This window comes from Sphingobacteriia bacterium (assembly GCA_017304685.1).
GTDB lineage: Bacteria > Pseudomonadota > Alphaproteobacteria > Rickettsiales > 33-17 > JAFKLR01.
Genome location: JAFKLR010000004.1, coordinates 83,054 through 100,820, shown reverse-complemented (window position 1 = coordinate 100,820; position 17,767 = coordinate 83,054). Strand labels below are relative to the sequence as shown.

Here is a 17,767-nt window from a genome sequence, read left to right as displayed (position 1 = left end):
TTTATATAATATTAATTTTTAGGTTTATAAAAATACTTGGTCCTGATAATCGTTCAGTTGTAATAGAGTTGATTTTCAAATTGTTTTTGAAGGGAGTAGAAAATAATAGCCCGCCGCTTACTCTTTCCTTATGAAAAAGCACTCCAGTGCCATAGCTGCTTAGATAATATGAACCTTTTTGTTTGGACTTAGTGCCGACTCCATAATCGGCAAAGATGTAAGGTCTGATTATGCTATTGTAATATCTCAAATCAGCTAAAGTATAATCCTGCTTGAATACTAAAGCATTTTCTACATTTGCCGATTCATTATAATAACCACGAACATAACCAAAGCTTGCTAATGCTACTTTTTCTTCATTATAAAGACTATGATAAGCTCTTTGAGCGCTAACATTGACGCTATAGCTTTTACCAAAAATTTTAGTATTAAAAGTATTTTCAATTTCATATTTGATGAACTGAGCACGGGGATTATATTTATAATTTCTCTCTATTTTATCTTTTTGAGGGTGTCCTATTTTTAACCCCTTAGATATACTAAAAATGAAGTTATTATTATAGTTACTAGCATGATATGAGTGATTTATATCAAGTTTGGCTACAGTTAATGGAGAGGATTTGGTTTGTATAGAACCCATAACATTATTAGGTCTTCTGTTCTCTAATTCGACCCCTAGACCTAAAATATAATTTTTATTACGAGCTATAGTTTTATCTAATCCAATCCCACGAACGTTACTATATTGCCAGTTATCTATAACAGTCTTGTTAAGTCTATTAATATAAGGATCATTTTTAACAACCTGAAAAACTCCTTTAACTCTTTGAATACTAGGAAGAACGGAAGGAGTATTATTATTATCTTGTTGGGGAAGAGAGGTTTTATTGACAGATTTGCTGTATTTAAATTTTAGTAAATATTCTTTGATGGATATTGAAAAATTTACCCCTGAGCTTTTACCGCCAGGAGTTTTTCCTAAATTTAAACTTAAAATTTCATAAAACCCTAATTTATTTTCTATATCAAAGCTGATAGTTTGTTTAGGAGTATGTTCATAGCCTTGATTGCTATAATAATAATTAACATTAATTGGCTTAATTTGCTTATTAACAAATTCTACATTTATCTTATCTTCTTTCTTACTTAAATTTACTTTAGTATGTAATGTCTTCAAGCGGTTAGTGTGTTCTATAGCCTGATCAATATCATGGATATTAAAAATTTGCCCTTCACTTAAAAGTGCACCTTGGGTCCCGGTAATTTTACTAATAAAACTATATTTAGTTTCAAATATTAATGTCTCATGCTTTTTAGATTTTAATTCTAATGTCGAGTATTTATATCCTGCTTGATCTAGCTTTTTCTGTTGTTTATTTAAAAAAGAGGTTAATTGCTCTACACTCAAACAATCGAGAAAAATAAAATCACTATTTTTAAATATACCTTGAGAGTTAATAATACGAATATTTTTATAACAACTGGCAAGGGAGACTTGATTAAATAAGATGAGAATAATTAATATAAGAAAATTTCTAAGTGAAATATTCGATATGGCTAAAGGAGGCAGTAAAGGAAACATAATAAATTTTCTTATAGGAAGATGATAGCTTTTTATTATCTATTCAACATATTAATAAATTGTAACTAAAAGTTATTCAGCTAACGATTTTTTTATATATCTAGCAGGGGATGATATGAGGGTCAATAGGTAATAGTGTTAAATATTTTAATTATCTATATTTCAATAACTTATAAAATAACTAATGTTTTTTATTCAATTATAGTATGCAGATAAGACACATTATTTTAATTATAGCTAATCCTTTAGACTATATTTTATTTAATATGTACTTCATATTTTGTTTAATATTAACAGGCTTAATTAGTTAAATTTTTTTTAAAAGCCATCTTATATACTGTTTTGAAATTGCTCACTGCTTACTTAAAATATAGCTAAAATAAGTTGCAATGAATAAAGTGATTTTTATTGGTGGAGCCAGGGAGAATCGAACTCCCGACCTTTTGAATGCCATTCTTGAGGTTTATGCTTTTATGGACATTTATTATTTTTGATAATCATTTATTTTCCTTTGATTTTCCTATGTTTTGCTATATATAATGTTTTATACAAGTTTATCAACTTGCATATAATTTGTAGAACATGTGTAGAACATAAGTAGAACGTAGATATGAATGAGAACAAGAAGAATTTTACAATTAATGAATTAAATAAACTTTCACTGCCTGAAGCAGGTAAGAGGGCTTATTACTATGATTCTAAATTAAACGGGCTTGGAATCATGATATTCCCAAGTGGTACAAAAACTTTTTTTGTTTATAAAAGAGTGAATGGCAAACCCGATAAGATTAAACTTGGTAGATTTCCAGATATGAGTATTGAGCAGGCCAGAAAAGCGGCTACAAGTTGCTTAAATGACATTTCACAAGGAATTGATCCAAATAAGGATAAGAAGAAACTTAGGAATGAAATGTTATTTTCTGAGCTTTTTTCTAAATATCTAGAAGAATATGCTAAAAAACGTAAGAAATCGTGGCATATCGATAAGGGTTATTACGACAATCACTTGGAAATCTTATATAAAAAGAAAATATCAAGCATTCTCAAGCAAGATATAGAAAAACTCCACCATCTGATAAAAGAAAGGGCAGGGCTCTATGCTGCTAATCGTACAATTTCTCTGATTCAAACTGTTTACAATAAAGCGATAGATTGGGGATATGAAGGGCTAAATCCCGCCTTAAGAATTAAGAAGTTTAAAGAAAATGCCCGCGATAGATTTTTAAAGCCGGATGAAATTAGCTCATTTTTTGAAGCAATTAACAACGAGCCTAATGATGTAATTAAAGCTTTTTTCTATATTTCTTTATTTACGGGAGCTAGAAAAAGTAATGTACTATCGATGCAGTGGAAAGATTTACATTTAGATAGTGATCCATATTGGAAAATACCCGAAACTAAAAATGGCGAAGCTCATATTGTTTCTTTAGTACCCGAAGCAGTGGATATTTTAAAAGAATTAAAAGATAATTCAGATAGTAAATGGGTATTTCCTAGTCCAGCCAGTAAGTCTGGTCATCTTGAAGAACCTAAATCTGCTTGGAAAAGAATATTGAAACGGGCTGGAATTGAAGATTTGAGAATACATGATCTTCGTAGAACCATGGCTAGCTGGCAGGTAAGAAATGGAGCTAATAGCTATATAATCGGTAAGACTTTAGGGCATAAAGATAAACAGGCTACAGCAGTATATGCCAGAGTAAGTGCTGATACCGCAAGAGAATCTATGGAAAAGGCGGTAAAAGATATGATAAATATTATTACTAAATCTTAGGTAATTATATTATTATTTAAAAATTTTAAAATATCCTGCCTAAGTTTTTGATAAAATACTTGGCACTCATTACTGTTGCCATTGAAATATTTTTTGTTTGAACCATCGGGGAAGGACTCATTAAGGTACGCATGGTCCATAAAGCTGATATGGCGAGAACCAGGATAATGATGAAATTTATAACCAGCTTGTTGTAAAAGTTCTAAGGTACCAGCTTTTTCTTGATATGCTTTTCTTTCCTCTGATAAACAAAATAAAATAGGATATTTGGCAGGATAACGAAACTGTAACTCACCATCAATAAATACAATACATTCTTTTATATCTGTAGCATTAGGATCATGAGGTAATAAGGTACTAACGCCGGTTCTAAATATACTAGAGGTACGATTAGCGAGCATAAGAAGTGCATTTCCACCCATCGAATGGCCAATAAGCGCTACTTTAGAACTATTAATATTTCCTAAGAATTTTTGTTCTTTATTTCTTTTATTCCAATCAAATACATAAAGAATGTTATCAATAATATGGCTATGCTTTGAACAACTTCTGTTACTCCAGAATTTAGGAGATGATGGGTCAGTTGCTAATTGATGCTGAATACATATTACAATAAACCCATGTGAAGCAAGTTCTTCATTGATAATTGCATAATCAGTCATGATTGCACCATTACCATGGCTAAAGATAACGACAGGATGCTTTCCCGGAGCAATTTCCTTAGGATCGGCAGGTTTAGCAAATACTTTGTTGATTAAAGTAGGAAATAATTTAGGCGCCTGCTCTTCATATAGCTTCTCTTGCGAAACATGCTCACCCTTTGATAAAGGAAAATATATTTGTAGGGGTATTAATTGCCCTTCAGGATACTGTAATGTTTTCCTATATTCATCAAAAAATTTATATTTGCATATTCCAATTCTGTATTCTCCTGTAGGGGTAAGTATTATTCTATTTTCCCTCATTCTAAAATCCCACGCTCTTTAAGATAATTAATAATATCTTTTTCCTCTAAAATATTTTCCTCAAATATAGCTTTATAAATAAAATAGCTACCGTTTTTTGGCACCCGATCCTGTTCACCCATTAACTGGAATTTCAGTTTTATAATCAATTCTCTTAGCTCAGGATTAAGCTTAGAAAGCATTAATTGCTGAAAAGCTTGCGATTTTACTAACTCTTCTTCTGCTAAGGACCAAATATCTACTTTCCATTTAGTGCCATCCGGTAATTTTGAGTATAGACCCATACACATTCCCCGCGGCATATTACTATCTTTACGGTGATAAAAATTAAGCAATTGAACTTTGCTAGTAGTTTCAAGTTCTAGAAAATCTTTAGCTAAACTAGTAAAAACCTCTAAATAATTATCAGAGTTAGGAAGAATTAATTGAATGTCAATATCATTCCAAACCATTAAATTAGTGGTATAACTTCCTGCAAATACTATTTCACCATAATTAGATAAAATATCTGTAATATGGTGAGAGAAGAGAAATTCTTCAGCTTTAGCTTTTATTTCAACAGATTTTTTAAGTAAATTGTTAGGCATATTTTTAAAATAGTATTCAAGGGTTTATTTCATCATATTTATATATTGCTTTCGCAACTTTTTGACTTCTTGTTTGATATTTTGATCTTCTTCTTTATTTAAAGGTCTTTCACAATACTCTCTACAAATGAATAACATAGTATCAATGCCATCAGGTTCCTGGCAATAATTTGGATGGCGGGCAATTTCTTGTAATATTTGCTCACTGATTGGAATCATATGAAAATGACAGTTAAAGCCTTTTGAAAAACCTAATTTACTGATAATCACTTTAAATGGCGAATATAGATTTATTAGTAGTTTTTCTGTTTCAGCAAGCATAAGCCCTAACTCACTCAGTGCATCAGGACTCAATTCGCTTATATCACTTACATTTTCTAATGCAGATATTATCAAATAACCAAGGTATCTAGAATCATTACGATGAGAGATATTCCAATACTCAGTTTTAATAATTTTTAAGTCTGAATGCATTAAAGATTACCTATTCTATTACTAAACTTTAAACAAATTCTTTTAAATTTACATTAACGCTAACTAATTAGGACAATTATATAAAGATTTGCAAGCCAACAAGTGTTAATAATATATTATTTGGTGAATAATTATTAATAACTAATGACAATATCAGATTTTGTATTAATATAAAGTTATTCTAAATAAAAGTCGTAAGGTAATATAAATGATAACTGAATTTTTAAATTGGTTATGGCCTTTTAGTATAACTAAGGACATGAAATCCAAGTTTATTGAAGAAATAAGAAGTGAAAATATTAACGAAGTAAAAAAATTCATAACCTATAAAAATATTATAGATATACAAGATGAAGATGGTAATACCCCACTAATAATAAGTTTAAAAGATAAGCAACACAAAATAGCTGAATTATTAATTAGAGCAGGAGCTGATACACAAATTAAGAATAATGAGGGTAATACTGCTTTAGATTTGGCTAGAAAAAATGATAATTCGTATTTAATTAAATTAATTGCAAACCAATCTAAGATCCTTAAATTGCCGAAATTAAGCTTAGATTTATTATCAGCCGCTAAAAGAGGTAATTTAGAAAAAGTAAAAGATCTACTTAGCAAAGGTGCAGAAATAGATGTTCAAGATCCTAGCAGTGGTGATACACCATTACTTATTAGCTTGAAAAATAATCATAAAGAAGTAGCTACCCTTTTAATAAATGAGGGGGCAAGTCCTAATATTAGAGATAAAGATGGTTATCCACCATTAGTATATACTATGTCCACCTTTTATGGTACACAAGGGGGATTTAAAGATAATAATCTAATGAATTTATTATTAAATAATGGGGCAGATCCTTATGCTAAAGATAATAGTGGTAATAACTTGTTTATATGGTATGGATTTAATACTCCTCGACCCAAACCAGAAAGTATAGTTCGAGAAGCTAAAAGCGGCAATATAGAAAATGTCAAAAGACTATTAGAACAGGGTACTGCTATTGAATTTAAGAATAATAAGAATGAGACAGCACTAATTGCCAGCTTAAAGGCTGAGAATTATGAGATGGCTAAGCTTCTTATAGAAAAAGGAGCTAGTATACATGCTGAAGATAAAGAAGGGATTTCCGCTCTAGATCTAATTAAGTTTAACAACTATTTCGACGACCTTTTACCTATTTTACATAATTTTGATTTAATTTACCAAACACACTTAGGTAGTGTAGAAAACATTAAGCAGATAATCGCTCTAGGGTATGATCTTAATATACAAGATGAAGATGGTAATACCCCGCTAATAATAAGCTTAAAAGATAAGCAGCATAAAATTGCTGAATTACTAATTAGAGCAGGGGCTGACACCCAAATAGAAGATAATGAAGGTAACAGTATTTTAGATTTAGCTCGAAAGAATGATAGCCCTTATTTAGTTAACCTAATTATCAATCAATCAAATATTCTTGCTAGGAATAAGTTTAATATAGAATTGTTAGAAGCGACAAAAAAGGGTGATTTAGAAAAAGTAAAAGATCTACTTAGCAAAGGTGCAGAAATAAATGTTCAAGATCCTAGCAGTGGTGATACACCATTACTTATTAGCTTGAAAAACAAACATAAAAATATAGCAGAATTTCTGATAAATGAAGGCGCTGATCCTAACATAGGCGACAAATACGGCTATCCACCACTAGCTTATGCGATGGATAGTAAATATGGCGATAGTAATTTACAAAATTTATTATTAGATAATGGGGCAGATCCTTATGCTAAAGATAGTAATGGTAAAAGTTTATTTATATGGTTTGGTACCCCTAATAAATATGAAGGTGAGATTATTAAAGAAGCAAAATTAGGTAACTTAACTAAAGTTCAAGAGTTAGCCAATAAAGGATATTCCATCGACTTTAAGAACAAGGCAGGGGATACTGCATTACTTGCTAGTTTAAAATCTGGACAATATGAAGTTGTAAAATTCTTACTTGAGGGTGGAGCTGATGCTACAATAGAAGATAAAAATGGAATTTCGGGTTTAGACTTAATTAAGCATAATAATTATAATGAATTTTTACTATTAACACTCAAATATGAGCTAATTCATCAGGTAAAATTAGGTAATATAACTAAAGTAAAAGAGCTTATTGAACAAAATGCAGATATAAATATAAGTAATAAAAGTGGTGATACACCATTATTAGTAAGCTTAAAACTAGGTTATAAGGAAATCACTGATATGCTGATTAAGGCAGGTGCTGATACTAATAAGTCAGATGTAGCAGGTATTACACCATTATATATAGCAGTGGTAAATCAGGATTTAGATTTAGTTAAGCTATTAGTTGATAAAGGCGCCGACCCAAATATTAAAGTTGATAATAAATCTTTATTAAGAATTGCTGCTGCAGATTATAATAAAGAAATATTAAAATTCCTTGATGATTTAATAGTAGAAAAGCCAGGGTACTTTCTTAATGCTCCTTATGCTCACTTTATTGGAGGAGGTCTTAATGTTAACAATAGCGCAAATTTAGACCATACAGTAATTAAAGGGAAAGAAGAATATATAGTTCATGGATATAAATTAAATGTTAATTACTCTCAGGAAGAACTCAATAATACAGCTTATTGGCAGCAATTTCATATTGAAGTGCATAATTCGAATCATAAAATAGGCAAAGCTTTATTTATTGATGCTAATGATTTGTTGTTAGATCATACTAAAATTGATTGTCCAAACATATATGTGGTTGAAGATTGTAAAGTTACTAATATAGATTCAATACTAACGTCGCCAATTAAGTATGTTACTGAAGAACAGCTAAATGAAATTTATAATTCTTATATTGAATAACCAATAGGGTAATCAGTTAAATTCAGGTTCCTTTAGTGTATTCTTTATTATATTTAAGGCATAGAGGTCGGACTATTAGTCACTATTTAGGCAAAATGTAGTATTGGTATTGCCACTAGAAGCCAGTACTTTATAGGTAAATTAGCCAATTGAGGGTGTTGGGTTTTAAGTAGGTTATAAAAAGATATTAATTTATTACCAACTTCTGCCTCTTTTAAATATTTTTCAAACAGGGAAGCAGGCTTATTCCCACTGATAGACTTAAAGGCTTTTACAATAATTGGGATATCTTTTTGAATAGGGATTATAATATATCTTTAATTTCATATGGGCTCATATTATCTAGAGATTTAACCATATATACCATATTCCATTCATAACCAGTTGGTCTTAAATTAAACAATGGAGAGAAACCTAATTGTTGGTAGAATTTATAAGTATTTAAATAATTTGCATCCGATTCTTGAGGAGCTAAAGTTTCTACTGAAATAGTTTTTGCTCCCTTAATTTTTGCTTGCTTAAAAGCTGCTTCAGTTAATATTTTTCCTATACCTAAGCGATGAAATTTCTGTAATATTCCCAACCAATATATATTGGCATTTTCTGGATAAGGAAAGTCTATTGAGATAAGACCCACATACTCTTCAGCTATCTTTGCTGCTAAATTTATATTCGCTCGTACTCCAATAGCATAGTGCTCATTAGCCTCAGGTAAACCAAAATACTCTGGCAAATCAACGGTAATTTTACGACATAACTCTTCAGCTAAATCAGGAGTTATAATTTCTATCTTAATCATCTTTCTTAGACACGGTCAGCATATTAAGAGTCTTATCTTCTATAAATTCTTCGCCATTCATTCCATATCGATTTAAAACTCTAAATCCATTTTTTATGAGCATCTCCTTAAGCTCTTGAGAGGTATAAATTTGCAGTTGGAATTTGTTATTAAATATTTCTGGCTTGCCGGCATTCTTTTGAATCATATAAGTATCATAAGAGGTAAGAAGACCTTTAATTCTATCAATTGTAGAACATTGCATACTATGAACCGTAGTGTCCTTCACCTTTTTCTGAGTATGCATAGCAAAATTTTCTATCACTTGATCGGTTAAGGCTTTTAAATTAAATATATCAAAAATATATATTCCGCCGGTTTTTAAATTTTTATGTATATTTCTAATTGCTTTTTCAAAACCAGGCTTAGTAAGATGGCCTATAGCATTAAAGATGGTAATAACGGCATCAAATTCTCCTACTTTTAAGGTGCGCATATCACCCGCGATAAATTTAGTATCTAACTTTTCTTTTGTGGCTCTATCTCTTGCTATTGTGAGTAACTGAGGGCTTAAATCTGCACCAGTTACTTCATAATTATGCTTTTTAAGATAAAATACTTGCGAGCCAGTACCACAAGTAAGATCTAATACTGTTTTTATTTGATGCTTTTTAAGCAACCGCTCAATTACCGAATTTTTTAATTCAGTATCTTCACCTATATTATGGGCATCAAAATATTCAGGTAATTTTTGGTATTCAAGTGGTAATCCTAGCTTTGTTTTCCCCATAATTGCCTTCCATTTATTTGACTAATTTATCTACCTCATTATCATCAAGCCACTCTTTATGCTTAATAAGATGCTCTAGTTGAGCTTCAATAAGTTTTTGATTCCACTTTTTAGATTTAGCACCTTTATAATAATATCCAAGAAATAGGATATTATGCTTTTTACAGCTTGCTGCTACTGAATTTAAGTGGTCTAAATCATCATCAAACATTACAATTTGTTTGGGAGGATAATTAATAGCTTTTAAAAATTCCATTAAAATAGGTCCTTTTGCAGCAAGGTCGGTAGCTAAGACTCCTTTAAAAAATATTGGGTGGCAGTGGTTATAGTCAAATTTAATTATTTGATTTGTAAAACTGCCTTGAAACCCTAAACTTTTTAAATGTTCATAACGCCATTCGGCAAGTTCGTTATAAATGCCCATTTTACCAGTATTCATGCCAGTTAAGGCAATTACTTTCACTCCTTGAGTTTGTAGCTCTTTAATTTTATCAATAACTTGTGGTTCAATTATTGGTCTTTGAGCTTGCTTTAACATTATAGAAGTTAAATGCTCCCAATCTTTAATATACTTATATTTCTCAAGTAGGAAGTTGCGAAATTCTTTACCTGTTTCCGTATGTTCATTGATTAAATAGCTATCTACTGGCTGAATTAGTGTTTCATCTACATCAAATATAACCAGTATATTTTTCGGCAAATCGAAATTTGCTTCATTAAAAGAATTAATGGGCTTAATTTGTGGGTGCTTATTATAATTGGTACAGGAACTCAATATTAAAATAAGCATTAAGTATCTAAATAGCATTTATTCCACCTTTTCTTCATCTTGTAAAAATCCACCTACTTGCGCATCCCATAATTTTTTATAAAGTCCTGTTTTGGCAAGTAGTTCATTATGAGTTCCATCTTCTACAATTTTGCCTTTATCAAAAACTAAAATGCGGTCCATATGTAGTAAAGTAGAAAGTCTATGGGCAATGACAATAGTTGTTTTATTTTGCATGAGCTGCAGTAAACTCTCCTGAATTAAATTCTCCGTTACAGAATCAAGTTGACTAGTAGCTTCGTCTAATATTAATATTGGCGCATTTTTTAAAATAGCTCTAGCAATGGCAATACGTTGCCGCTGACCCCCAGAAAGTTTTACGCCTCGCTCCCCAACTAGTGAATCATAACCTTGTGACAATTTAATTATAAATTCATGGGCATGAGCTTTTTTAGCAGCAATAATAACTTCTTCGTCACTTGCCTCAATACGACCATAACGAATATTCTCCATTAAACTTCTATTAAACAGCGATGGATCTTGTGGAATCATAGCAATATTTTGACGTAATGAATCTTGAGTAACATCACGAATATCTTGTCCATCAATTAAAATCGCACCATTATTTATTTCATAGAATCGTAATATCAAATTAATAAAGGTAGATTTTCCACTTCCAGAATAACCTACAAGCCCTACTTTTTGGCCTGCCTTAATTTCAATTGATTTGTTGTCGAATAAAGGTTCTGTATTCTGATAATGAAATTTTACATCTTTAAAAATGATCTGACCTTGTTTAACTTGTAATGAAGTTGCATTTGGCTTATCTAGTATTTCTAATGGTATCATTAATGAAATTAAACTTTGCTTACATCTTCCAACTGCTTTATTAAATTCATTAATCTCTGACATAGTGAACCACATCATATGACCAGTTTCCATAGATAAACCTAAAATAAGAGCAAAATCTCCAATTGTTACTAAATTTTTTCCGTAAAGATATACAAGGAAAAAGACAGATAAAGTCATCATAATAACAATTAATCCTCCTTGTATACAAGATAGAAACATTTGATAAAGAACTGTTTTAGTATAAGCTTTTTGCTGATTATTTAAGAATGGCAGCATTCGTATATTTTCAGATAATTTTCTTGAAAAAATTCTTATATTTGCTTGATTAGATAAAATATCAACTAATTCCCCTACTACAATAGATTCTTCTTGAGCTTGGATATCAGATAATAAAACCAGCTTTTTTGACATTAGAATACTAAGACTAGCAAAAAAAATAAACCATGTTACTAAAATAAGACAAAATATTGGATTAACAAAATAAGCAGTGATAAATGCTGAGAATAATAAAGAAGCGCCGCGTAAAAAGTTTGCAGAAGATGCTGTAATTATCCTGGTGATTCCATCTACTAAATTTGTAATTTGCTTTGAGATCTTACCTGACAAACTATTTTGATAGAATTCATGTGAATGTGAAAGAGAATATTCAACTGTTTCAGTTATAATTCTATTTTGAATAATTGGTACATATTTAGCGCATATATAATTTAATCCTCGCCAAGTAAAATTATCAAATACTAAAAAATTTATGACAATCAAACTTGCTGGAAATAATAATATCGAAACATTTGGACTATTTACATTTAGTAATGAATCAATAAGTTGCTTAATAAACAAACTATTAAGTGGTCCCCAAAGTCCTGCTAATGTTGCAAGTAGAATAAAGGTAATTACAATGGGTTTATATTTTTTTAAAAAATGACATATAAATGGAAAAAGCTCATTATCTGCTTCATTTAGCTTTGTATCTTTAATTTCTATCATAACTTTTTAACTAGTTTAACTAAGTTTAATGTGATATTACATATTAGTTAATATAAAATCTATGTAAATTTATGGACTTAACTTTTCATTCATTACAAAAACAATATTTATCGCTGTTATTAAAATGGCTTGAAACACCTCATGTTAAAGCTTTTTGGGATCAAGATACTACTTGGACTCCTGCACTAATTGAAGAGAAATATGGTAGTTATACTGAGAACTATAAGATTGATAGTAATATTAAAAAGCCAATACATGCTTTTATAGTTTATCAAGATAATTTTCCCATAGGTTATATCCAATATTATAATGCATATGATTTTCCAAGAGAAGATGGAATTGAACTCACAGATCTGCCTAATAGTTTGGCGGCATTTGATATATTTATTGGTAACATTAATTATATCGGTAAAGGTATTGGTCCAGAAGTTATAAAAATCTTACTTAAAGATTATATCTGGAAAGAGTTTAATGCTTGCTTTGTTGATACTGAAAGTAATAATATTGCTGCATTAAAAGCTTATCAAAAAGCAGGATTTCAAGAGATTAAAAGGAGTACAAGAGAATAAAGTTATATGGATGCTACAAGAGAAATAACTAAAGATAAAAATATATTTATATTTAATAAATTAGTGCGTGATAAAATTCCGGAGATGATGCAAGGTTTAGGAGCAGAATTAGTAACTAAAGATTTGTCAGTGGATGAATATTTAGAGCAATTAAATCATAAATTAATTGAAGAAACCCAAGAAGTTATTCAAGCTGATTCCAGAGAAGAATTGATCGAAGAATTAGCAGATGCATTTGAGGTATTATATTGTTTAGCTAAAGCAAATAATGTTACCCTTACTGAGATAGAAATAGTTAGAATCAATAAAGTTCAAGCTAAAGGAAGCTTTGAGCAAGCAAGATTTATTGATAAAATCTTAATTGAGGATGATTTTAAATTTATTGATTATTACCGCTCTAAACCTAATGAATATCCTGAGATAAAGTGATTTATTATTTCCCACTTCTTTGGCAAAAAAATAGATTTATATAGCTTATAAACAAATGAAATCATCTTATAAAATAAAAAAAGATTCAAGATATTGACGATTAACTTGATATAGGGATGAATTAACTCCATTCCAAGTTTTTGTTTTAATAGTAAAGCCAATTATTGCTAAAGCACGGTTAATTAATAAAAGAGGCATTATTAATTTATAATTTGGAATAGGGCGAATATTAGAATAACCATCAATAAAACACTTTTTAATATCTGGACTTGTAGACCATTCGTTAAGTTCAAATGAACAAAAATCTTCTTCAGCAAAACCTCCTCGTGCAGAACCCCAATCAATAATTCCTGTTACTTCATTATTAACTGCCATAACATTGCCAGGACGAAAATCACGATGCATAATACAAGGACCATCAACTTGAGTTAGTAGATCAATATGGGAATTAAAATAATAACGAGTTTTTTTAAGAATAATTTCAGGTAAATGGTTACAACATTCAGAAAAACCTTCTTCAAATTTAATTGTAAAAGGAATACGTGGATCATTGCTTAAATTATCATTAGCTATATCACCATATTTTTCTACTTTATTAAGATGAATACATGCAAGTAGTTCACCAATTTTATAAGCAAGTTTATTAGTTATATCGTTTCTTTTTAACACTTCTCCTGGTAAATATTCCATTAATATAGCGCTAGGTACTATTAGCGATGAAGGTTCTGCCTGAATAATTTGCGGTATAGGTAATAAATTAGATAAAAATTTTAAAAAATATATTTCACGAAAATAATCTTCTTCACGTGGATGAACTTTTAGAATAAATGTTGTATGATTTGGTAAAACGACCTTAAACACAATTGCGACCATTGCATCTTCATGTTTAATTCGAATGAAATTGGCATTATGGAGATTAAACTTTTCTTTATATAAGAATATAAGATTTTCTATCAAGCCGTTAAATTCCATTATTTAATTAGTTATTTTCCGTAAAATCTTTAATTTTATCAATTATTTTCATTACTTCTTGTTGGTCGTGAAGAATATCATATTCTTCATTTATAGTATATTTTGACACTACGATATTTAAATCTTTGCTATCATCATATTTTATAAACCTTGAATCTTCTATGTGATCAAGGAGTATAACATAATCATTTGAAGAAATAGAAGAATAATGTTTTCTTAATTCAATTGAACTTTTAGCAGAAATTTCTTTACCTTCTGGAGTTATAATTTTTATTCTAAACCGATCTCTAGGGATATAAGTTGTGATATTATTAAATTTATTACCCTGGATAGTTAAATCTAAATTCTTATGCAAGTTTTCTGTTCTAGCATCATCATTTCGTGAAGTTAATAATATTTTTACAGGTTTTTTTAAATTATTTAATTTTTCTAGTAAGTCTCGAGTAATAGGTCTTATGGCTATACATTCTGTTATTTGGAAAATATCGTTATGTTTTTTGTGAACTATAACCTTAGATAAATAATTAGATTCGCCATTAAAATATGTTTGCCCTTTGACTATCTGTTTATAGATACCCATAAACTTTGAAGAAGTATGATTAGAAGCTATAAATTCTAATCTTTGAGTCTTTATTCCTTGAGTGTTCAGAAAATTCATTTGATTAATATCGCATTTATCTATTCGGTCGATAATTGTATTATCTACATTTAGCATTATAAAAATTTTGTTATTAGCTTTTACTTGTAGTACTCCGAAGGTAAAATATACTACGAAAGTTAAGATAAAAAAGTTTAATGTTTGTTTCATTCTAGCATATATATAATAATTTTTTAGCTTATCTTATGGAGTGAATATAATATTAAGATTATTGATATTCACTATAACTTAAAGAAAAATTCAATTTATATGAATAAAAAAATTTCTGCGGAAATAAAGAATATTATCAATATTTTAACTACCAGATTAAAATACATTCTTAACGACAATCTTTTAGCTATATATATAACGGGTTCTATTTCATATGGAGGTTTTGATCCAGGGAAAAGTGATATCGATTTAGTTATAATAATTAATAAGGAACTAATGAAAGTACAATTAAATAATATTATCGAATTACATCTTTCATTAACTGAGAAATATCCTATATGGGGTAATAGGCTTGAATGTTCATATATTACCCCTGAAATGTTAAATAATATTAATATACCTATAAAAGGAAGGTTATATATTAATAATGGTAAAGTATATACTGATGCTCTATATGGTAATGAGTGGTTAATTAATCTTCATACTCTTTATGAATGTGGAATTAATGTATATGGACCTTGTATCAAAGAAATGATAAAAATTCCTATTGATATAAATGAAGTAAGAAAAGCCTCTAAGCAAGATTTATATCAAAATTGGGCATCTTTATTAAATGATTGTTCTATCTTAAAAAATAGCGAATATAACGCATATATTGTTTTAACTTTATGTCGCATTCTTTATAGAGAGAAAAATGATGATATTGTACCAAAAAATAAGGCTACCATTTGGGTAAAAGAACATTATAAGGGAAAATGGTCTAGTATAATTGAAAAAGCTGAAAATTATAAACATGGTCAGGTATTAAATATGACCAGGGAAGTATTAATTTTTCTGAAATTTGTATTACAAGAACTAAGATAATATCTTTAGTGAATTAAAGAATATTTATATAAAAAATTAAACTTATTAATTGAAATAATATCTAATAAAGTCATACATAAAAAATGTATAATTATGAAATGTGGAATTCCCTATGATTAAAGTAGTATTTATTCCTGGAAATGGAAGCTCGACTACAAAAGATAATTGGTTTCCGAGTGTAAAAGCAGATTTAGAAGTCCATGGATTGGAAGTTATTGCTTCTGAATTCCCTGATAAAGAGTTAGCTAGGCAGTCTTATTGGCTTCCTTATTTATCTCATGAACTAAAAGCTGATCATAATACTATTTTAGTTGGACATTCATCAGGAGCAGTTGCAGCTATTAGATATGCCGAACAATATCAAATCCTTGGATCTGTTTTAGTGGGTACTTACTATACTGATTTAGGAATAGAAAGAGGAAGATTATCAGGTTATTTTAAGCGTCCATGGAATTGGGAAAAAATAAGGAATAATCAAAAATTTGTAACTTTATTTGCCTCTCAAGATGACCCTTGGATCCCTATAGAACAACTTCGTTTTATACATAAAAGCTTAAATTGTGAATATCATGAATACATAAATCAGGGGCATTTTGGAGGAGATTATTTTAAAGCTATTTTCCCAGAAATAACTCTTTCAATTTTAAATAACATACAACAATATATAATAAGATAAAATAACTAAATCCATTAAGTATTTGATACTTTATAACTAGTATAATTTAAAATAAAAAACAGTTAATTAATGAATACTATAAACCTTATCGGACAGAATCTTAATAGCATACCTAATGAAGTTTTTACCCAGGACGGTATATCTATCCTGTGGTTAGATAAGAATAATCTTCATCATATTCCTGAAGAAATAACCTTATTAGCAAAATTAAAAATCCTTAGTTTCTATAAAAACCAATTCGATAACTTACCATCAATTCTTTTTAATTTAAGATCATTAACAAGAATAAATGCAAGTGCTAATAATATTGAAGTCCTCCCCGAGGAAATCGGTAATTTAGATAAGCTAGAAGTATTAGATATTCAGCATAATAAATTAAAGTCTATTCCTCCCACTATAGGTAAACTAAAGAATCTAATTTATTTATATCTAGGAGGAAATCAGTTAAGTAAATTACCTGATTCAATAGCTAATTTAAAACACTTAAAATATCTAAATATAACTTATAACAAATTTCTACAACTCCCAGAAAGTATAAAGTACTTAGAAAATCTAATAGAATTAAGAGTTTATAACAATAACCTTTTATCTTTGCCAGAAATCATAGGTGAATTAGTTAATCTAAAAGAATTACACGCAATGGATAATAAGATAAATTGTCTTCCTGAAGCTATCGGAAAGCTTATAAATTTAAGGAAACTTATTATTAGTAATAATCAACTTGAAAGACTACCTGATTCAATTGGTAGTTTAATCAATATAACGGATTTAGATTTAAGAACTAATAAACTCACTGAACTTCCTGAAACAATAGGTAATCTAAAAACTTTAAGATTCTTAGACTTACGAGAAAATAGATTAGTAAAACTACCCGATTCTATTCAATCTCTTTCCTCCTTAGAAAAACTAGATTTGCGTCTAAACAAGGAATTAATACTACCTGCATGGCTTAAGACACTTGAAAAAAGAAATTGTACTGTTTTTTATTAATCTAAAAATATAAAGTAACACTGTAGCGAAAGCGACTAAACTCATAATATTTACTTATA

General features: G+C 29.3%; 17 protein-coding genes. 7 read left to right on the top strand and 10 right to left on the bottom strand.

Annotated elements, in window-relative coordinates; genetic code table 11:
* Position 1: 1 nt before the first annotated feature.
* The gene (locus tag J0H68_05820) at positions 2-1,582 is read right to left on the bottom strand and encodes a ShlB/FhaC/HecB family hemolysin secretion/activation protein (protein ID MBN8828206.1); all 1,581 of its coding nucleotides are present in this window, start codon (positions 1,580-1,582) and stop codon (positions 2-4) included.
* 610 nt (positions 1,583-2,192) lie between these two features.
* Here J0H68_05820 and J0H68_05815 point away from each other — a divergent pair.
* Positions 2,193-3,356 (top strand): tyrosine-type recombinase/integrase, encoded by a 1,164-nt coding sequence (locus J0H68_05815; protein ID MBN8828205.1) that lies wholly within the window; start codon positions 2,193-2,195, stop codon positions 3,354-3,356.
* Here J0H68_05815 and J0H68_05810 read toward each other — a convergent pair.
* The 3 genes from J0H68_05810 to J0H68_05800 are packed head-to-tail and all read right to left on the bottom strand — an operon-like array spanning position 3,353 to position 5,382.
* Positions 3,353-4,321: a hypothetical protein gene (locus tag J0H68_05810; protein MBN8828204.1), complete on the bottom strand. Its 969-nt coding sequence runs from the start codon at positions 4,319-4,321 to the stop codon at positions 3,353-3,355. The two genes, J0H68_05815 and J0H68_05810, sit on opposite strands and share 4 nt — an antisense overlap.
* The gene (locus J0H68_05805; GenBank protein MBN8828203.1) at positions 4,318-4,908 is read right to left on the bottom strand and encodes a hypothetical protein; all 591 of its coding nucleotides are present in this window, start codon (positions 4,906-4,908) and stop codon (positions 4,318-4,320) included. The genes J0H68_05810 and J0H68_05805 overlap by 4 nt, the downstream gene beginning before the upstream one ends.
* Positions 4,909-4,932: 24 nt before the next feature.
* Positions 4,933-5,382: a hypothetical protein gene (locus tag J0H68_05800; protein ID MBN8828202.1), complete on the bottom strand. Its 450-nt coding sequence runs from the start codon at positions 5,380-5,382 to the stop codon at positions 4,933-4,935.
* A 208-nt stretch (positions 5,383-5,590) separates the two neighbouring features.
* Here J0H68_05800 and J0H68_05795 point away from each other — a divergent pair, with 208 nt between their 5' ends.
* A complete protein-coding gene (locus tag J0H68_05795; protein ID MBN8828201.1) occupies positions 5,591-8,227 on the top strand; it encodes an ankyrin repeat domain-containing protein in 2,637 nt (878 codons plus the stop codon).
* Between the two features lie 304 nt (positions 8,228-8,531).
* On the opposite strand, the gene J0H68_05790 is transcribed toward J0H68_05795, so the two are convergent.
* Genes J0H68_05790 through J0H68_05775 form a run of 4 tightly spaced genes read right to left on the bottom strand, consistent with a single transcriptional unit; the run spans position 8,532 to position 12,400 of the window.
* Positions 8,532-9,026 carry a GNAT family N-acetyltransferase gene (locus tag J0H68_05790; GenBank protein MBN8828200.1) on the bottom strand — a complete coding sequence of 165 codons (495 nt, stop codon included), beginning with the start codon at positions 9,024-9,026 and terminating at the stop codon, positions 8,532-8,534.
* On the bottom strand, positions 9,019-9,795 hold the full coding sequence (locus J0H68_05785) for a class I SAM-dependent methyltransferase (GenBank protein ID MBN8828199.1): 777 nt from the start codon (positions 9,793-9,795) through the stop codon (positions 9,019-9,021). Before J0H68_05785 ends, J0H68_05790 begins: the two co-directional genes overlap by 8 nt.
* A gap of 13 nt (positions 9,796-9,808) precedes the next feature.
* On the bottom strand, positions 9,809-10,603 hold the full coding sequence (locus J0H68_05780) for a DUF2608 domain-containing protein (protein ID MBN8828198.1): 795 nt from the start codon (positions 10,601-10,603) through the stop codon (positions 9,809-9,811).
* Positions 10,604-12,400 (bottom strand): ABC transporter ATP-binding protein, encoded by a 1,797-nt coding sequence (locus J0H68_05775; GenBank protein ID MBN8828197.1) that lies wholly within the window; start codon positions 12,398-12,400, stop codon positions 10,604-10,606.
* Positions 12,401-12,471: 71 nt separating this feature from the next.
* On the opposite strand from J0H68_05775, the gene J0H68_05770 reads away from it, so the two are divergent.
* Together J0H68_05770 and J0H68_05765 are read left to right on the top strand one after the other, a co-directional pair.
* Positions 12,472-12,969 carry a GNAT family N-acetyltransferase gene (locus J0H68_05770; GenBank protein MBN8828196.1) on the top strand — a complete coding sequence of 166 codons (498 nt, stop codon included), beginning with the start codon at positions 12,472-12,474 and terminating at the stop codon, positions 12,967-12,969.
* 6 nt (positions 12,970-12,975) lie between these two features.
* Positions 12,976-13,398 (top strand): nucleoside triphosphate pyrophosphohydrolase, encoded by a 423-nt coding sequence (locus J0H68_05765; protein MBN8828195.1) that lies wholly within the window; start codon positions 12,976-12,978, stop codon positions 13,396-13,398.
* 66 nt (positions 13,399-13,464) lie between these two features.
* Here the strand turns inward: J0H68_05765 and J0H68_05760 are convergent, their stop codons facing one another.
* Together J0H68_05760 and J0H68_05755 are read right to left on the bottom strand one after the other, a co-directional pair.
* Positions 13,465-14,370, bottom strand: coding sequence for an aminoglycoside phosphotransferase family protein (locus J0H68_05760; GenBank protein MBN8828194.1), 906 nt, complete (start codon positions 14,368-14,370; stop codon positions 13,465-13,467).
* A gap of 7 nt (positions 14,371-14,377) precedes the next feature.
* On the bottom strand, positions 14,378-15,178 hold the full coding sequence (locus J0H68_05755) for a hypothetical protein (GenBank protein MBN8828193.1): 801 nt from the start codon (positions 15,176-15,178) through the stop codon (positions 14,378-14,380).
* A gap of 99 nt (positions 15,179-15,277) precedes the next feature.
* On the opposite strand from J0H68_05755, the gene J0H68_05750 reads away from it, so the two are divergent.
* From J0H68_05750 to J0H68_05740, 3 genes are all read left to right on the top strand, one after another.
* Positions 15,278-16,042: a DUF4111 domain-containing protein gene (locus tag J0H68_05750; protein MBN8828192.1), complete on the top strand. Its 765-nt coding sequence runs from the start codon at positions 15,278-15,280 to the stop codon at positions 16,040-16,042.
* Positions 16,043-16,154: 112 nt separating this feature from the next.
* Positions 16,155-16,718, top strand: coding sequence for an alpha/beta hydrolase (locus J0H68_05745; protein ID MBN8828191.1), 564 nt, complete (start codon positions 16,155-16,157; stop codon positions 16,716-16,718).
* Between the two features lie 69 nt (positions 16,719-16,787).
* Positions 16,788-17,708, top strand: coding sequence for a leucine-rich repeat domain-containing protein (locus tag J0H68_05740; GenBank protein MBN8828190.1), 921 nt, complete (start codon positions 16,788-16,790; stop codon positions 17,706-17,708).
* Positions 17,709-17,767 lie beyond the last annotated feature (59 nt).

Coding starts and splice junctions, on each gene's coding strand:
- J0H68_05820 (MBN8828206.1), bottom strand. CDS start 1,582: ATGTTTCCTTTACTGCCTCCTTTAGCCATATCGAATATTTCACTTAGA.
- J0H68_05815 (MBN8828205.1), top strand. CDS start 2,193: ATGAATGAGAACAAGAAGAATTTTACAATTAATGAATTAAATAAACTT.
- J0H68_05810 (MBN8828204.1), bottom strand. CDS start 4,321: ATGAGGGAAAATAGAATAATACTTACCCCTACAGGAGAATACAGAATT.
- J0H68_05805 (MBN8828203.1), bottom strand. CDS start 4,908: ATGCCTAACAATTTACTTAAAAAATCTGTTGAAATAAAAGCTAAAGCT.
- J0H68_05800 (MBN8828202.1), bottom strand. CDS start 5,382: ATGCATTCAGACTTAAAAATTATTAAAACTGAGTATTGGAATATCTCT.
- J0H68_05795 (MBN8828201.1), top strand. CDS start 5,591: ATGATAACTGAATTTTTAAATTGGTTATGGCCTTTTAGTATAACTAAG.
- J0H68_05790 (MBN8828200.1), bottom strand. CDS start 9,026: ATGATTAAGATAGAAATTATAACTCCTGATTTAGCTGAAGAGTTATGT.
- J0H68_05785 (MBN8828199.1), bottom strand. CDS start 9,795: ATGGGGAAAACAAAGCTAGGATTACCACTTGAATACCAAAAATTACCT.
- J0H68_05780 (MBN8828198.1), bottom strand. CDS start 10,603: ATGCTATTTAGATACTTAATGCTTATTTTAATATTGAGTTCCTGTACC.
- J0H68_05775 (MBN8828197.1), bottom strand. CDS start 12,400: ATGATAGAAATTAAAGATACAAAGCTAAATGAAGCAGATAATGAGCTT.
- J0H68_05770 (MBN8828196.1), top strand. CDS start 12,472: ATGGACTTAACTTTTCATTCATTACAAAAACAATATTTATCGCTGTTA.
- J0H68_05765 (MBN8828195.1), top strand. CDS start 12,976: ATGGATGCTACAAGAGAAATAACTAAAGATAAAAATATATTTATATTT.
- J0H68_05760 (MBN8828194.1), bottom strand. CDS start 14,370: ATGGAATTTAACGGCTTGATAGAAAATCTTATATTCTTATATAAAGAA.
- J0H68_05755 (MBN8828193.1), bottom strand. CDS start 15,178: ATGAAACAAACATTAAACTTTTTTATCTTAACTTTCGTAGTATATTTT.
- J0H68_05750 (MBN8828192.1), top strand. CDS start 15,278: ATGAATAAAAAAATTTCTGCGGAAATAAAGAATATTATCAATATTTTA.
- J0H68_05745 (MBN8828191.1), top strand. CDS start 16,155: ATGATTAAAGTAGTATTTATTCCTGGAAATGGAAGCTCGACTACAAAA.
- J0H68_05740 (MBN8828190.1), top strand. CDS start 16,788: ATGAATACTATAAACCTTATCGGACAGAATCTTAATAGCATACCTAAT.